Origin of the sequence: Pyxidicoccus trucidator (assembly GCF_010894435.1) — a bacterium.
GTDB classification, from domain to species: Bacteria; Myxococcota; Myxococcia; order Myxococcales; family Myxococcaceae; genus Myxococcus; species Myxococcus trucidator.
Genome location: NZ_JAAIXZ010000001.1, coordinates 573,542 through 589,258, shown reverse-complemented (window position 1 = coordinate 589,258; position 15,717 = coordinate 573,542). Strand labels below are relative to the sequence as shown.

The window sequence follows — 15,717 nt, the reverse complement described above, 5'->3', positions numbered from 1 at the left end:
GCGGCTCACCGGCGCCGCCTCTCGCGCACGCGCTCCCGCACCTCCTGGCGCTTCTCGGGGGACAGCTCGCGCCAGCGGCGCATGTTCTCCAGCAGCTGCTCGCGCTTGTCGGGATTCTCCCGCAGGTACTGCCGCATGCGCTGGCGCAGCTCCGCGCGCCGCTCGGGGTCCAGCTTCTTCAGCTCGCGCGCCCGCTCACGCAGCGCCTGCCGCTCGGCGGGGGTGAGGCGCTTCAGCTCGCGCAGGTTGGTGCGGATGCGCTCGCGCTCCTCGGGCGGCAGCTGGCGCCAGCGCTCCAGGTTGCCGCGAATGCGCTCCTGCTCGTCGGCGGGCAGCGCCTTGAACTCACGCAGCTTCGCGCGCAGCGCCTCCTTCTCCTCGGGCGTCATCCGCTCGAAGCGCTCGGCCGCCGTGCGGGGCGGCTGCGTCTCCGCGCGCGTGGTGGCGCCCGCCAGCAGCGTCACCACCAGTCCCAGCGCCGCCAGGTCCCATCGCTTCATGGCATCTCCTCCAGCTCGTGGAGGTTCGCGACGACCTCCAAATCCTCCGCGCTGTCGAGGCCGAGCAGCTCGTAGTCCTCGGCCACCTCCAGGTTCGCCGCCAGCTCCATCACCGCCGGGTCCGCCAGCTCGGGCGGCGCGTCCACGCCCGGGCCCGCCATCAGCAGCGCCACGGCCAGCGCCGCGGCCAGGCCCGCCGAGGGCACCAGCACCGCCGGCCGCAGCAACACCTTGAGCCGCTCCCACCAGGGCATTGGCAGGGCATCCAGCTTCGCCAGCACCGCGCGCCGCGTGTGGGGCGAGGGCTCGAAGGCGGGCAGCTCCGCCAGCCGCGCCACCGCATTGCCCAGCAGCGCGTGCGTGGCGCGGCAGCCGGCGCAGGTCCCCAGGTGGGCCTCCACCTCCACGCGCCGGGCCGGGGGCAGCTCCCCGTCCACGTACGCCGTCAGGTCCTCTTCGAAACCACAGCTCATGCCCTGCTCCTCGCGGGCGCGGCGCCCGCCTGCAGCTCTTCAATCCTTCGCGCCACCGCCAGTGTGGCGCGGTGGATGAGGCTCTTCACGGCGGCCTCGCTCGCCTCCAGCGCCTCGGCGATGTCCCGGTACGCCATGCCCTCGAAGCGGCACATGGTGAAGGCCGCGCGCTCCCGGGCGCTCATGTCCGAAAGCGCCGCGCCCACCGCCCGCTCCAGCTCCCGTCCCGCCAGCGCCTGGTCCGGCCTGTCTCCTTCCGGGCCCGCCATCTCCACCGCTCCCGTCTCCTCTCCCTCCGGTGACTCGGACGAGGTGTGGGACACCCGGTACTCGCCCCGCCGCACCTCGTTGAGGCAGTGGTTGGTGGCCACCCGGAAGAGGAATGTCTTGAAGCGCGCCGACGGCTTGTAGGCCCCCGCGTGGCGGTAGAGCTTCACGAAGATGTCCTGCGTGAGCTCCTCCGCGCGCTCCCGGTCTCCCACGAAGCGGAACGCGAAGCGCGCCACGCTCGCGTGGTAGCGGTCGAACAGCCAGGCAAACGCCTGACGGTCCCCCGCGGCCACCTTCAGCATCGCCTGTGCGTCCGAATCCACGTCCACGGCGGACATCAACCCCGTTGTCCGGAAGAAGTTGCGGGCTCCTTCGCTTTGAACCCGACGGGGGCCCGTGGCTACAGTTTCTCCGTGCCGGACTCCAGCCACCTACATCCGCCCACGCCCCGGTTCGAGGATGAGGCCCTGGAGCCCCGGCCCCCGGACCTGGCGGCCTGGGAGCCCCCCACAGAGGACACGGCGGCACCGCCCGAGGCGCTGGAGGCCCGGGACGCCCCCGCTCCCCAGGCGTCCCCTCCCAGGGTGGCCCCCGTCCGGAAGCCTCCCCGGCCCGTGCTTCCGGGCAGGCCCACCGCGCCGCTGGATTTGCCGCTGCCCCTGCTGGTGCTGACGGAGCAGGCCCGGCGCGTGCCCGAGGCGGAGCGCCCGGAATTGGCCCTCCGGCTCAACTCTCTGCTGGGGCAGATGGCGGCGGAGGGGGGCGACAGGCAGGTGGCGGACACCTTCCACCGGCTGCTGGACAGCGGAAAGCTGGAGGGGCTGGTGGACACCCAGGGCCGCTCCTGCCGCGCCGCGGCGGTGGAGGCGCTGCTGTCCCTGGGCTTCCCCTATGCCCTGGAAGTCAGGCCGGAGGACCTGGAGCACCTGCGCGCCGACGGGCGCCGGGAGGCGGGCCGCACCGGCTTCGGCCTGGGCCCCGTCGTCCCCTCCGCCGTGCTGCTGACGGGCCTGGTGGCCCAGGTCGTCCAGGAGCTGTCCAGGGCGGGCGGGCCCGACAGCCTGGTCACCACCCAGGTAGGTCTCTCCGCGCTGGCGCTCATGGCCTTGTGGCTTGCCCCGCCGAAGTCCGCCGTGTACCGGGTGGGCCTCGGTTTGCTGGTGCTCGTCACCTGCCTCGGGCTGGTGGGGCCGCTCCTGGGAACCGGGCCGGTGGGCGTCTGGGCCGTACTGGCCGGGCTGGTGGCCGCCTTCCTGGCCGCCCTCCGCGAGAGCTGACCGGCAGGATGCAGTACGGATGTCAGAGGGGTGGACTAGGGTCTACCCATCGCGTACTAAAAGCGCGTTCAGGTGAACCGGGGTGGTTCGCCAATACAAGGAGCGACGAGAAATGGCCGTGAATCAGGAGAAGGAAAAGGCAATCGAACTGGCGATGTCGGCGGTGGAGCGCCAGTTCGGCAAGGGGTCCATCATGCGGCTCGGCAAGGACGAGCCGCTGATCCGGGACATTCAGGCCATTTCGACTGGCTCCATCTCGCTCGACATCGCGTTGGGCGTGGGTGGTGTGCCCAAGGGCCGCATCATCGAAATCTTCGGGCCGGAGTCCTCCGGTAAGACGACGCTGTGTCTCCACATCGTCGCCGAGGCGCAGAAGCGTGGCGGCGTCTGCGGCTACGTGGACGCGGAGCACGCGCTCGACGTGGGCTACGCCCGCAAGCTGGGCGTGCGCACCGATGACCTGCTCTTGAGCCAGCCGGACACCGGTGAGCAGGGCCTCGAAATCGCGGAGATGCTGGTGCGCTCGGGCGCCATCGACGTGCTGGTGGTGGACTCGGTCGCCGCGCTCGTGCCCAAGGCCGAGCTCGAAGGTGAGATGGGTGACGCCCACATGGGCGTGCAGGCCCGCCTCATGAGCCAGGCCCTCCGCAAGCTGACGGGCACCATCTCCAAGAGCCAGACGTGCGTCATCTTCATCAACCAGATTCGCATGAAGATTGGCGTCATGTTCGGCAACCCGGAGACCACCACGGGCGGTAACGCGCTGAAGTTCTACGCGTCCCAGCGCATGGACATCCGCCGCATCGGCGCCATCAAGAACGGCGAGAACGTGGTGGGCAGCCGCACCCGCGTGAAGGTCGTGAAGAACAAGGTGGCCCCCCCGTTCAAGGAGGTCGAGTTCGACATCATGTACGGCACGGGCATCTCCCGTGAGGGCGACCTCATCGACCTGGCCTCCAACGACAACATCGTGGAGAAGAGCGGCAGCTGGTTCTCCTTCAACGGAGAGCGCATCGGCCAGGGCCGTGAGAACGCCAAGGACTACCTCCGTGAGCACCCCGAGGTGGCCAAGGAAATTGAGGCCCGCGTGTTCGAGAAGTACGGCATCAACAAGGCGCCCGCCGCCGCCGCGCCCGCCGCGGAGGAGCCCGCCGCCGAGGGTGGCAGCGAGAAGCGCGCCCGCGTGAAGGCCGTGAAGTGAGCCGGTAGCGAGCGCGGGCCCCTCGCGGCCCGCCTCCCTGCCGTCAATGCAGCGCCAGTCCGAGGGCCGGCCTCCGCGAGGGGGTCGGCCCTCTGCATTTCTCCCCCGCGCCACTCCCGCACATACCCGTGGTGGATGACACGCTGCGTTGCGCAGGGAAGGCGCGCGGGATGTTTCCTGGCGGGCAGATGAGCGACTTAGACTCCGCGCGCCAGTCTTCAAACCCGTGCTTTCGGAGTCCTGCCTTGTTCGACAAATTCAAGCGTCGCAGTTTCCTTCAGGCCGTTGTCGCCGTCGCGGCCAGCACCTCGCTCGGGTGTGCCGAGGATGTGACGCCGCCGTCGGATGACACCGCGAAGTACTTCCCGCAGTCGGTGGCCTCGGGCGACCCGCGCGCGGACAGCGTCGTGCTGTGGGTCCGCGCGGTGGACCCGGACAACGCCAGCGCCAACACGTCGGTGAAGCTGGAGGTCTCCACCAGCGAGGACTTCAGCAGCCTGTTTCTGAACGAGTCGTTCTCGGCGCTCGCGGCGAATGACCATGCCCTCAAGGTGAAGGTCACCGGCCTGTCGGCCCGCACGACGTACTACTACCGCTTCACCTTCGAGAAGGACGGCCAGAAGGTCTCCACCCGCACGGGCCGCACCCGCACCGCCCCGGCGGCCGGCGCGGACGTGCCGGTGAAGTTCGCCTTCGCCAGCTGCCAGGACTACATCGGTCGCTACTACAACGCGTGGCAGCGCCTGCTGCAGCTCGACGAGGACCTCGACTTCGTCGTGTTCCTCGGCGACTACGTCTACGAGACGACGGGCGACGCGTCCTTCCAGGACGCCAACGGCACGCGCTCGATTGTCTTCTCCGAGCCGGAGAAGGCGCAGAGCGAGGGCACGGGCATGGTGGCCTTCTTCGCGGCCAGCGCGCTGTCCAACTACCGCGACCTCTACAAGAGCATCCGCAAGGACCCGGTCCTCCAGCAGATCCACGAGCGCTACCCCTTCATCATCGTGTGGGACGACCACGAGTTCTCCGACGACTGCTGGGGCTCCACCGCGACGTACACGGACGGGCGCCGCGACGAGAAGCAGGATGATCGCCGGAAGAACGCGGAGCAGGCCTTCTTCGAGTACATCCCGCTGGACAACACCCAGGCGCCCGGTGGCGCCATCGACATCGGCCAGGTGGTCGCGGCCCAGTCGACGGGGACGAAGATCTGGCGCGACTTCGAGTTCGGCCAGCACCTGAAGCTGCTGGTGGCGGACACGCGCACCAACCGGCCGGACCACCTCATTCCCGAGGACGCGTACCCGGGCTCGGTGGTCATCGACGCGGCGACGCTGGGCTCGCTCCCGGCGCCGGTGCAGGGGGCCTTCGCGGGTGAGACGTTCGCGTATGTCGACATCGACGCCGCGCCGCTCGCGCAGTACAAGCAGCTGCTGCAGGGCGTGTACGTGCAGACGGCGGTGAAGGCGGGCCTCACCCAGGCGGAGGCCGCGGAGAAGGCGGCCGCGTGGGTGAAGGGCAACGTGTCGCTCTTCTACGTCAACCAGGTCATCGCCGGGTACAACCAGGCGACTGGGGGGACGACTCCGCTCATCCCCGCCGGCGCGGCGCGCGGCGTGGCCTTCGTGCACATGGGCAAGCCGGACCTCTTCGGCATCCAGGGCTCGCGCTACATCGTCGTGAAGCCGGTGTTCGAGCTGTACGCGGGCATCAAGTACGCCGCCACCCAGGGCAAGAGCGAGGACGTGCTGGGCGCCGCGCAGCAGGCCTGGTTCCAGGACACGGTGAAGGCGTCCAACACGTGGAAGATTGTCGTCTCCTCCGTGTCGATGACCCCCATGGTGTTCGACCTGTCGCAGAAGGCGGACGTCCCGGAGGCCAACCTGCGCCAGTCCTTCTACTTCAACGTGGACCAGTGGGACGGCTTCCCCACCAAGCGCGCGGAGCTGCTGAAGTACCTCCGCGACAACAACCTGCAGAACAACACGATGTTCGTCTCCGGTGACATCCACGCGTCCTTCGTGTCGGTGGAGGGAGGCGTGCCCGCGCTGACGGCTCCGGCCATCTCCTCCGGCTCCATCAAGGAGCTGGCGGGCCGGGCCCTGCTGGGCGCCGGCTACGGCTCGGGCGCGGCGGTGCACAAGTACATCGTCCAGGAGCTCGAGGCCTCTCTGTCGGCGGCCAACCCGAACATGAAGTTCGCCGACGGCGACGCCCACGGCTTCGTGGTGCTGGAGGTGAAGAAGGACGAGGCCGTCGCCGCGTTCCACCTCATCCCCAGCACGGAAATCGCGAAGGACTACACGCTGCGCTCCGACGCGGAGCTGGCGGCGAAGTTCACGCGGAAGAACTTCCGCATCAAGGACGGCGGCATCACCGTCATCTGAGCGAAGCGCCCACCGGCAGCGGTGGGGAAGAGGGCCGCGCCGGGAGCCTCGTGCTTCCGGCCGCGGCCCTCGGCCTTTTCAGGGGGCCCGCGGCCGGCGCCGGCACGTCGAAGGGGCCGGAGGGAGGCGGGCTCCGGCACGCCGCGAGGGGACGGCACGGCGTGCCCTGACGTCCGGCGGGTGACATGGGGACGCCCGGAGCGGCGCCTCGGAGGATAGGCTGTCGGGCATGAGCGCTCCCGAGGTCCGACTCCTCCCCGCCCGGCCAGAGCACGTGGACTACTGGATGGTGCTGAGGTCCGAGTCCGCCGCGAGGCGCTACGTGGACACCGAGGAGGACTCGCGCGAGCAACTGCTGCACCGCATCTCCGAGGCGGGCACGCTGGGAGACGCTCGCGCGAAGGGCTTCCGCTGGTTCGTGGAGCACGACGGGCGGCTCATCGGCACGGTGTCCGCCAGGGACGTGTCGCGCGGGCATGGCCGGGCGCAGCTGGGCTACATGCTGTCCGAGGCGTACCACGGCCGGGGGCTGGGCACGCGCGCGGTGGCGATGATGCTGGAGCAGCTCTTCACGGCGCTGCCCTTCCTCCAGCGCGTGTGGCTGACGACGCTGACGGAGAACGTCGGTTCTCAGGGCGTGGCGCGCAAGCTGGGCTTCACCCTGGAGGGCACGATGCGCGGCCACTGCATGCACCTGGGCCAGCGCAGGGACCAGCAGTTCTGGGGCCTGTTGCGGCCGGAGTGGGAGGCGCGGCGGCGCGGGTAGGGCGCGAGGGCCGCTGGCACGTCTTCCAGCCATCGCTTCGGACGTCCGGTCTCTGGGCGCCTCACGGAGGCCGGGTTATAGAAACGGCGCCATGCACGCCTACGCCGCTGAGCTTTCCCAGGAGCTGGGCCTCAAGCCCGAGCAGGTGGACCGGACCCTCGCGCTGAACGCCGAAGGCGCCACCGTTCCCTTCATCGCGCGCTACCGCAAGGAAGTCACCGGCGGTCTGGACGAGGTCCAGATTCAAGCCATCCTCGACCGCGCCGAGGAGCGCACCGAGTTCGACTCCCGCCGCGACACCATCCTCCGCGCCATCGAGGAGCAGGGGAAGCTGACGCCGGAGTTGGCGAAGGCGCTCAAGTCCGCGAAGACGCGCACCGAGCTGGAGGACCTCTACCTCCCCTACAAGCAGAAGCGCCGCACGCGCGCCGCCATTGCGCGCGAGCGCGGGCTGGAGCCGCTGGCGGACCTGCTGTGGAAGCAGGAGGGCAAGCAGGGCGAGGACCGGAACGCGAAGGTGCGCCCGTACGTCAACCCGGAGAAGGAAGTGCCGGATTTGGACGCGGCGCTCGCGGGCGCTCGCGACATCTGCGCCGAGCGCGTGGCCGAGGACGCCGGGCTGCGCCGCACGGCCCGCGAGGTCTGCGCGAAGCGGGGCACGCTGCGCTCGGACGTGGTGTCCGCGAAGAAGGGCGAGCCCACCAAGTTCGAGAACTACTACGGCCACGAGGAGCCGCTGTCCCAGGCCCCGTCCCACCGCGTGCTGGCGCTGCTGCGCGGCGAGGAGGAGGGCGTGCTGAAGGTGAAGCTGGCCCTGCCGGACGACGAGGTGAAGGCACTGCTCGCGCCCCGGGTGGTGACGAGGCCGCAGTCCCTCTTCGCGCAGGAGCTGCGCGCGGCGGTGGAGGACGGGTGGGAGCGGTTGATGGGGCCGTCGCTGGAGTCGGAGCTGCGCTCGGAGCTGAAGGAGCGCGCGGACAAGCAGGCCATTGGCGTGTTTGGAGAGAACCTGCGCCACCTGCTGCTCACGCCGCCAGCGGGCGCTCGGGCGGTGCTGGCGCTGGACCCGGGCCTGCGCACGGGCATCAAGCTGGCGATGATGGACGTCACCGGCAAGGTGGTGGAGACGCTGACGCTCTACTCGGAGCGCAGCGCGGACGAGCGCGCCCGGGCCGCGAAGCTGCTGTCCGCCGTGGTGCAGAAGCACAAGCCGGAACTCATCGCCGTGGGCAACGGCACCGGCAGTCGCGAGGCGGAGACCTTCGTGCGCGACACGATGAAGGCGCTGGGCTCGCAGGTGCCGGTGGTGTCGGTGAGCGAGCAGGGCGCGTCCATCTACTCGGCGTCCGAGGTGGCTCGCGACGAGTTCCCCGACCTGGACGTGAGCCTGCGCGGCGCGGTGTCCATCGGCCGGCGCCTGCAGGACCCGCTGGCGGAGCTGGTGAAGATAGACCCCAAGAGCATCGGCGTGGGGCAGTACCAGCATGACGTGGACCAGGGGCTCTTGAAGAAGAAACTGGGCGAGGTGGTGGACTCGTGTGTGAACGCGGTGGGCGTGGACGTGAACACCGCGTCGCCGCAGCTGCTGGAGCACGTGTCCGGCGTGGGGCCGTCGCTGGCGAAGAAGCTGGTGGCGCACCGCGCGTCGAAGGGGCGCTTCACCACGCGGCGCGAGCTGCTGAAGGTGAGCGGGCTGGGGCCGAAGACGTTCGAGCAGGCGGCGGGCTTCCTCCGCGTGCGAGGGCCGGAGCCGCTGGACTCGAGCGCGGTGCACCCGGAGCGCTATGCGGTGGTGGAGCGCATGGCGAAGGACCTGGGCGTGGACGTGGGCTCGCTGGTGGGCAACGCGGCGCTGGTGCGGAAGATTGATGCGAAGCGCTACCTGGGGCCGGACCTGGGCGAGCTGACGCTGAAGGACATCCTCGCGGAGCTGGAGAAGCCCAGCAGAGACCCGCGCGGTGACTTCACGGCGCCGCAGATGCGCGAGGACCTGCGCTCGCTGGAGGACGTGAAGGAGGGCATGGTGCTCCAAGGCGTGGTGACCAACGTCACCGCGTTCGGCGCCTTCGTGGACGTGGGCGTGCACCAGGACGGACTCGTCCACGTGTCGCAGATTTCGACGAAGTTCGTGAAGGACCCCTCCGAGGTGGTGAAGGTGGGCGACCGGCTGACGGTGCGCGTCCTCACCGTGGACCTGGCGCGCAAGCGGCTGGCCCTCTCCGTGCGCGCGGTGCAGGAGGGTGGGGCGCCGCAGCCGTCGGGAAGGCCCGCGGTGGGCGGTGCGACGGGCGCGGGGCGGATGACGGAGCGGGGTGGCGGCGAGTCACGGCAGGGCGCGCGGCCTTCTGGCGCGGGCGGCGGTGCGAGCTCCAGCGGCAGGCCGGCATCGAGCGCGAGTCCGGGCGGCAACCCCTCCACGGGCGCGGGTGGTGCCGGTGGGGACAAGAAGGGCCCGGAGCCGTTCAACAACCCGTTCCGGAACCTCAAGCGCTGACGCCGCCCACGGCGGAGATTTTCGGTGTCATCGGGAAACCTGGGGAGGGCTTGACCGGAATCCGTAATCGCTGTTGCATCTGTATCTCAAACAGCGAACGGAGTTCTCCCCATGTTTCTACGTGTGCTCGCGCTGGCCTCTGTCGTGTCTGTCTTCGGAGTGGGCTGTGGCGGAGGGGAAGTTCCAGAAGGCGCGGAGGGTGTCTCGCAGCCGGAGCAGTCCTCCTCCTCCGAGCTCGTCAGCACCTGTGAGTCCCTGCAGGGAAAGACCTGCAGCCCGGAGAGAGAGATTGGATGTACCTGGACCAGTGGCGCCCCGGGCGAGTGCTACTGCCAGAACATCCCCTTCAACAAGTGGGTCTGCTGGGTCTCCTGAGGTCCGGGCTTCGCCAGCGGACGGGCCCGCGCGCTACCTGGCGGGCCGTCGCGCCCGCTCAGTCCAGGACGAAGGGCTGCACTTCGTCCGCCAGCACCCGGTTGCGCGCCAGCAGCCGTGAGAAGCGCTCCGTCCCGTTGCGCGCGTCGAACCGCGAGGCGATGTCCCGCGCCTGCCCGTGCACCCACGCGTGCAGCGCCTTCACCTCGTAGCCGCAGTCCGCGCGGTACTCGGGAAACGCCTTCGTCAGCCGCAGGCTCACCGTGTCGCGGCTGCCCTCCGCGAGGATGCGCTCCAGCAGGAACGCGGCCGAGGCGAAGAAGGCGAAGCGGTCCCTGAAGCTCGGGTGGTCCAGCGCCCAGCCCAGGTGCTTCTCCAGCAGCGTCAGCCCGCGCGACAGGTTGTCCGTCAGCGCCAGGAACTCCAGGTGCTCGCCCACCGTGGCCAGGAACTCGCGGTTCTTCGCCACCATCGCGTAGCCACGCCGGTGGACGTCCCGCGCCTGCTCCAGCTGCCCCAGCTTGAAGAGCGGATACAGGAGCGTGCCGAAGGTGAGGTGCGGAATCTCCGCGCACGCCTGCCGGCCTTCCAGGATGGGCTTCGCCTTGCGCAGCGCCTGCGCCCACTCGCCCTTGTCGACGTGCCGGTCCAGCTCGTCGTCCAGCTCGCACACCCGGCAGTCCGTGAGGTGGTCCCTCGGCGCCTCCAGCCACGCGGCCCACAGACGGTCCGCTTCGGCCTCGTCGCCCATGTCCCGCGCCGCCTGGTAGCGCATCTTCAGCACCGCGCGCTTCCCCGCGTCCGCCTTGGTGAAGCACTGCTCCACGTCGTCCAGCGCGTCGACAATCTGCCTGCGGGTGATGTGCGGGAACTCCTTGATGCGCCCCACCACCCACTTCTGCTTCCAGAACATCCCCTCCGGGTCGAAGCGCTTGGGGTCCTTCTTCTGCTGGCCCCGGCACCACGCGAAGGCCACCAGCGCCTTGTCAGGGAAGCCGCCGAACGTCGCCGCGTCGATGAGCGAGTCGCGCAGCATGTACCCCATGCCCGTGTCCGCGTGCGCGTCCGCCAGCCGCACCGCCTCCTCCAGCAGCCGCACCTTGCCCTCGCCGGGCTCCAGTCCGTCCGCGCGCTCCCACAGCCCCTGCGCCTGCTCGCGCCAGTCGCCGGACATCAGTGGAACCCCCGCGAGCCCGGGCCCCCGCCGCCGTCGCTTCCGTCGTCCCCGCCTCCGAGCTGTGCGGAGATGAGCCCCAGGAGTCCCTGGTTCAGCAGCGCCATCTCCTGCGCGTTCAGCGGGTGGTGTCCCAGCAGCAGCGCCTGCACGTAGAGCATCTCCACCGAGAGCTTCAGCACCTCCCGGTCCGTCACGGCCGCCAGCCGCCGCACCACCGGGTTGTGCAGGTTGAAGCACAGCTGCGCCAGCTCTCCGCCCGCCGCCGCCATGACGCCCTCGAGCACCCCGGCATACAGGTCGTCGGACTCCTCGCGCGCCCGCTCCGCGTCGCGCCGGAAGGCGCCCTCCGCGTCCGAGCTGTAGAGCGTGGGCACCTCCGACGGGAAGAACTTCTTCACCACCACGCCGCAGCGGAACGGCGCCAGCACGCGCTCCGCCATGCGCAGCAGCGGGAAGACGGCCTCGCGCTCGTCCAGCGTCAGCTCCTCGAAGCTCTGCGGCAGGTCCGCCGCCGAGAAGGGCTCCACCTGCGCGTCCGGCACCACGTGCGGCAGCTTCTCCAGCAGCGCCGCGTCATGCGTGTAGGCCGCGTTGATGATGCACAGCCCCTGCGCCCCCGCCACCCGGGCCACCTGCCGGAAGCCGTCCAGCGTGGGCGTGTAGCGCACCACCGGGTGCGCGCGCCGGTAATCCGCCAGCGTCATCACCCCCATCGACGTCTCGAAGGGGAGCCAGTTGATGACCAGCCGGTAGAAGTCGTCGTCGTCCAGCGCCAGCGCCTTCACGCTCAGCCCGTGCAGGGCAATCAGCCGCTGCAGCGCGCGCGGGTCCTCCTGCGCCAGCTCCACCAGGTACGCGCGCAGGCCCTGGCCCAGCGCCTCGCGCGCCAGCGCCAGGGACTCGTCCTCGTAGAAGGACTCGCGGCTGGCGGTGGGGCGCAGGGCGTTGGCGTTGACCACGCACTTCACGAAGAAGGCCCACTCCGGGAGCAGGTTCTCCGCGCTCTCCGACAGCAGCATGTGCTTGAGGTACACGCGGTGCTTCTGCCGCGCGTTGAAGTGCGGCGAGGCCGGCAGCACGAAGGCCACCCCGTCCACGTCGCCTGCCGTCGAGCGCAGGGGGATGCAGTCGATGAAGTCCGTGCCGAACACCTCGCGCCCGTAGTCCAGCAGCGCCTTGCGCCGCTCGGACACGCTCTCGTACTCGCGGCGCCAGGGCGGGCCGTCCGGGTTGAGCCGCTCGGTGTGGCCGCCCGCGGTGAGCTGGATGGGGAAGGGGAGCAGGCTGCCGTAGTACCGGGCCAGTTGCCGCAGGCGCTCGGGGACGAACCACTCCGTCACGCCCGGGCGGGCCATCAGGAACACCTGGGTGCCCGGCCGCTCCAGCGGGTGCTCGGACACCCGCACGGCGTAGGTGCCGTCGTGCCGTCCCCGCCACTCCAGCGTGCGTCCGTCCCCGCGCGCCGAGCGCGTCACCACCAGCAGCTCGTCGCACACCATGAAGCACGACAGCAGGCCGATGCCGAACTGGCCGATGAAGTCGTTGCGGCGGGCGGCCAGGGCCTCGCGCTTGGAGGACTCGCCGATGGTGGCGAGGAAGCGGTGGATTTCGTCCTCCGTCAGCCCCACGCCGTCGTCGCTGAAGAGGAGGGTGGGAGGGCTGCCATCCTGCTTCTCCATCAACTCCAGCCGGACGGTGCCCGTGTGTCCGGGCTCCAGGAGCTGGCGCGCGCGGATGGCATCCGTGGCGTTCTGGAGCAGCTCGCGGACATACACCCCCGGCGAGCTGTACAGGTGGTGCGACAGGAGGTCGATGACCCCGCGGAGGCTGACTTGGAATCGGTGGTCCACGGCAGCGGGGGACGTTAGCGCGTGGCCGCCCCCGGCGGGAAAGGAAGCTCAGTCCTCCCGGGAGTCCCTCCGTCCGCCCGGGTGCTCGTCGTATCGACAGTCGATTCGAGCTTGAGCCGCGCCTCCGGGGGGAGCATGTGTCCTCCGGGGAGCAGGCGGGGGCTCCAGGCCCTTGAATGGTCGCCCGGGGAATGACAAGCGGCGGCCGGGCCGTGGGGTGCCTCCAGGCACCACGGCGGCAGGTCGACATCTCGACGTACAGGAGCGGACACGTATGCGGACGAAGCTCATGGCAGTGGTGGTGGGGGCGCTGGTGGCCTTCTCGGGGACGGCGGCGGCGCAGGGCACCCCGACGCAGGGCACTCCGGCGCAGCCCACGCCGGCCCAGGGCACTCCCGCCCCGGGGAAGCCCGCCCCGGGCGCGAAGGCCCCGGCGGCGGCCAAGGGGAAGACGGAGGTGACGTGGTGGGGGCACGCGGCCTTCGTGGTGCGCACCCCGGGCGGGGCGGTGATTGCCATCGACCCGTGGCTCACCAACCCCAAGGCGCCCCAGGGGGCGGCGCAGCCGGAGGCGCTGGACGCCATCCTCGTCACCCACGGCCACTTCGACCATGTAGGTGAGACGAAGGCGCTGGCCCAGAAGACGGGCGCGAAGGTGTTCGGCTCCTTCGAGCTCATCAACCTGCTCGGGCTGCCCGAGGCCCAGGCGGTGGGCGCCAACGCGGGCGGCACCTTCAAGGTGAAGGACGCCACCCTCCACCTCGTGGAGGCGGTGCACTCCAGCAGCTACTCGGCCGACCCCAAGGGCCCGGCCCAGTACGCCGGCGCCCCGCTGGGCTTCGTGGTGGTCATCGACAACGGGCCCACGCTGTACCACGCGGGCGACACCGGGACCTTCGAGGGCATGGGGCTCATCGCCACCCAGTTCAAGCCCACCGTGGCCATGCTGCCCATCGGCGGCCACTTCACCATGGGCCCGACGGAGGCCGCCCACGCCGCCCGGCTGCTGAAGGTGCGCACCGTGGTCCCCATGCACTACGGCACCTTCCCCCTCCTCCAGGGCAACCCCGACGCACTGCGGGGTGAGCTGAAGAAGCTGCGCGGCCCGGCCAAGGTGGTCGACCTGGAGGTCGGCAAGGCCACCGCCCTGTAGTCCTTTTCCCCAGGTCCGCGGGCCCGGGCCGTCGTCCGGGCTCGCGGGCTCGCGGGCTCGCGGTTCCTTGGGCCTCGTAGCATCGCCGGTACCAGGCCGCTGACGTGTGGGCAACGGGCTCGGCCGTGGGTCGGGTGGAAACCGGCGGGCGGCTGGGTTACATCCGGCCTCACTGCTCCCCGGTGCAGGTGTCGGGTGAGGGGGTGTTCCGGTGTTGGACTTCAGCAAGGCGGGGTGGCTCGTCCCGCTCCTGGACGAGGCAATGGCCTCCGCGAGCGCGCCCGCGCTGGAGCCGTCCGCCGCGTCGCTGGGGTCTGGCCGCGCCCGGGCCCGGGCGTACCTGCGCCGCACCCTGCGCGCCAGCGGGCTGCTGTACGGCACTCCCGCGGACGCACCCGCGCCAATGGACGTGGCGCCTCCCACCGAGTTCCAGGCCCGCGCGCTGGAGGAGCAGCTCTTCCGCGCGGTGGTGAAGACGCTGGCGCGGCTGGCGATGGAGCTGGCGCATCTGGTGGACGCGCCCGCGGGGCCTCGTGGGGACCAACTCCTGTTGCTGTTCGCGGTGCTGACGGGTGAGCTGGACCTGGCGGATGCGCTCGACGCGCGGCTGGCCGCCGGGAGCGCGGTGCCCAGGCGGTTGGTGGGCAAGGTGGAGGCCGCGCTGCGCAAGCGCGAGCCCACGCTGGCGGGTGACCCGGTGTACGGGCTGGTGCTGCACAACGGGGCCCAGTACGCGGACGCGCAGCTCTTCTGCCGGCAGGCCATCGACTACTTCTCCAGCGGGCGCTTCCAGCGGGAGCGGGCGCAGCGGCGGCTGGACTTCGCGGCGAAGCAGAAGGCGCTGCTGGTGGACGTGCTGACGGGGCTGGCGTGCGTGGACCGCCTGCCCGGGCCTCCGGCGCGCCGGGCGATTCTGAGGCAGGTGGAGGACCTGGGGCTGCCGTCCGCCATGGAGTCGGAGCTGAAGGCGGCGGTGAAGCAGTCCTTCGAGCGGCGGCGCTCCGTGCGGGACGTGGTGAAGCAGGTGCGCAGCGTGGACATGCGGCACTTCCTGCTGGAGCAGACGCTGCTGGCGGCGCTGGTGGACGGCCGGCGCACGCGGCGCGAGCGCGTCTTCATCAACGAGCTGGCGGACGCGCTCCACGTTCCCAATGCGGAGCTGCACCGGCTGGAGCTGGAGATGGCCGAGTTCTACGCGCAGCACCGCTCGCTGGTGGACGTGTTCACCGTGTCCGACGCGGCGAGCGCCATGGGCGAGGACCTGGTGTCCGGCATGCAGGAGACGCTGGAGAAGAACTTCCACCGGCTCATGCAGGAGGTCCGCGAGACGGGCGACCTGGCGGTGCTGCTGACGAAGGTGGCGCGGCGGGGGCAGAAGCTCACGAGCGAGGAGCGCAAGCGCATGCGTGCGCAGCTCATCGACGTGGCCAAGGCTATTCCCGCGCTCGCCATCTTCGCGGCGCCCGGAGGCATCCTGCTGCTGGCCGCGCTGGCCAAGGTGCTGCCCTTCAGCCTGCTGCCCAGCTCGTTCCAGGACTCGGAGCCTGTCGACGCGGACAATGACGAGCTGGTGCCGGAGCGCGAGGCAGGGTGAGGGCCGGCTCTTCCTGGCGGGGGACGGGAACATTCGTGTACAGACAAATCCTGTGCGTTGGCGCGTTGGTATTCCTTGTCGCGGGTTGCGATGAGCGGTGCAAGCGCGACCCGGCGCGGTGTGAGCCAGACGGAGGCGCTCTGGACTCGGGCACGCCGGATGGGGGCGAGCCCCAGCCGCCCGTCTTCGTCAGGGTGCCC

The 15,717-nt window shown here is 70.6% G+C and carries 13 protein-coding genes; 8 read left to right on the top strand and 5 right to left on the bottom strand.

Annotated elements, in window-relative coordinates; translation table 11 throughout:
• Positions 1-5: 5 nt before the first annotated feature.
• Genes G4D85_RS02570 through G4D85_RS02560 form a run of 3 tightly spaced genes read right to left on the bottom strand, consistent with a single transcriptional unit; the run spans position 6 to position 1,581 of the window.
• Positions 6-500, bottom strand: coding sequence for a DUF3106 domain-containing protein (locus tag G4D85_RS02570; RefSeq protein WP_164007514.1), 495 nt, complete (start codon positions 498-500; stop codon positions 6-8).
• On the bottom strand, positions 497-973 hold the full coding sequence (locus G4D85_RS02565; RefSeq protein ID WP_164007511.1) for an anti-sigma factor family protein: 477 nt from the start codon (positions 971-973) through the stop codon (positions 497-499). The genes G4D85_RS02570 and G4D85_RS02565 overlap by 4 nt, the downstream gene beginning before the upstream one ends.
• Complete coding sequence (locus G4D85_RS02560; protein WP_164007509.1) at positions 970-1,581, bottom strand: RNA polymerase sigma factor; 612 nt, start codon at positions 1,579-1,581, stop codon at positions 970-972. Before G4D85_RS02560 ends, G4D85_RS02565 begins: the two co-directional genes overlap by 4 nt.
• 75 nt (positions 1,582-1,656) lie before the next feature.
• Here G4D85_RS02560 and G4D85_RS02555 point away from each other — a divergent pair, with 75 nt between their 5' ends.
• From G4D85_RS02555 to G4D85_RS02530, 6 genes are all read left to right on the top strand, one after another.
• A complete protein-coding gene (locus tag G4D85_RS02555; protein ID WP_164007508.1) occupies positions 1,657-2,520 on the top strand; it encodes a hypothetical protein in 864 nt (287 codons plus the stop codon).
• Positions 2,521-2,632: 112 nt separating this feature from the next.
• Complete coding sequence (recA, locus tag G4D85_RS02550) at positions 2,633-3,721, top strand: recombinase RecA (RefSeq protein ID WP_164007505.1); 1,089 nt, start codon at positions 2,633-2,635, stop codon at positions 3,719-3,721.
• A 245-nt stretch (positions 3,722-3,966) separates the two neighbouring features.
• Complete coding sequence (locus tag G4D85_RS02545) at positions 3,967-6,108, top strand: alkaline phosphatase D family protein (RefSeq protein ID WP_240359034.1); 2,142 nt, start codon at positions 3,967-3,969, stop codon at positions 6,106-6,108.
• A gap of 229 nt (positions 6,109-6,337) precedes the next feature.
• Entirely contained in the window at positions 6,338-6,874 is a 537-nt protein-coding gene (locus G4D85_RS02540; protein WP_164007501.1) for a GNAT family N-acetyltransferase, read from the top strand.
• Between the two features lie 91 nt (positions 6,875-6,965).
• Positions 6,966-9,368: a Tex family protein gene (locus G4D85_RS02535; RefSeq protein ID WP_164007499.1), complete on the top strand. Its 2,403-nt coding sequence runs from the start codon at positions 6,966-6,968 to the stop codon at positions 9,366-9,368.
• Between the two features lie 111 nt (positions 9,369-9,479).
• Positions 9,480-9,743: a hypothetical protein gene (locus G4D85_RS02530; RefSeq protein ID WP_164007497.1), complete on the top strand. Its 264-nt coding sequence runs from the start codon at positions 9,480-9,482 to the stop codon at positions 9,741-9,743.
• Positions 9,744-9,801: 58 nt separating this feature from the next.
• Here the strand turns inward: G4D85_RS02530 and G4D85_RS02525 are convergent, their stop codons facing one another.
• Both G4D85_RS02525 and G4D85_RS02520 read right to left on the bottom strand, forming a co-directional pair.
• Entirely contained in the window at positions 9,802-10,917 is a 1,116-nt protein-coding gene (locus tag G4D85_RS02525; protein WP_164007495.1) for a hypothetical protein, read from the bottom strand.
• Complete coding sequence (locus tag G4D85_RS02520) at positions 10,917-12,770, bottom strand: HSP90 family protein (protein WP_164007493.1); 1,854 nt, start codon at positions 12,768-12,770, stop codon at positions 10,917-10,919. Before G4D85_RS02520 ends, G4D85_RS02525 begins: the two co-directional genes overlap by 1 nt.
• Positions 12,771-13,044: 274 nt before the next feature.
• Between G4D85_RS02520 and G4D85_RS02515 the strand changes: the two genes are divergently transcribed.
• Together G4D85_RS02515 and G4D85_RS02510 are read left to right on the top strand one after the other, a co-directional pair.
• Positions 13,045-13,923, top strand: coding sequence for a metal-dependent hydrolase (locus G4D85_RS02515; RefSeq protein WP_164007492.1), 879 nt, complete (start codon positions 13,045-13,047; stop codon positions 13,921-13,923).
• A 211-nt stretch (positions 13,924-14,134) separates the two neighbouring features.
• Positions 14,135-15,517, top strand: a complete 1,383-nt coding sequence (locus G4D85_RS02510) for a TerB family tellurite resistance protein (protein WP_164007490.1) — start codon at positions 14,135-14,137, stop codon at positions 15,515-15,517.
• The last annotated feature ends 200 nt before the right edge of the window (positions 15,518-15,717 follow it).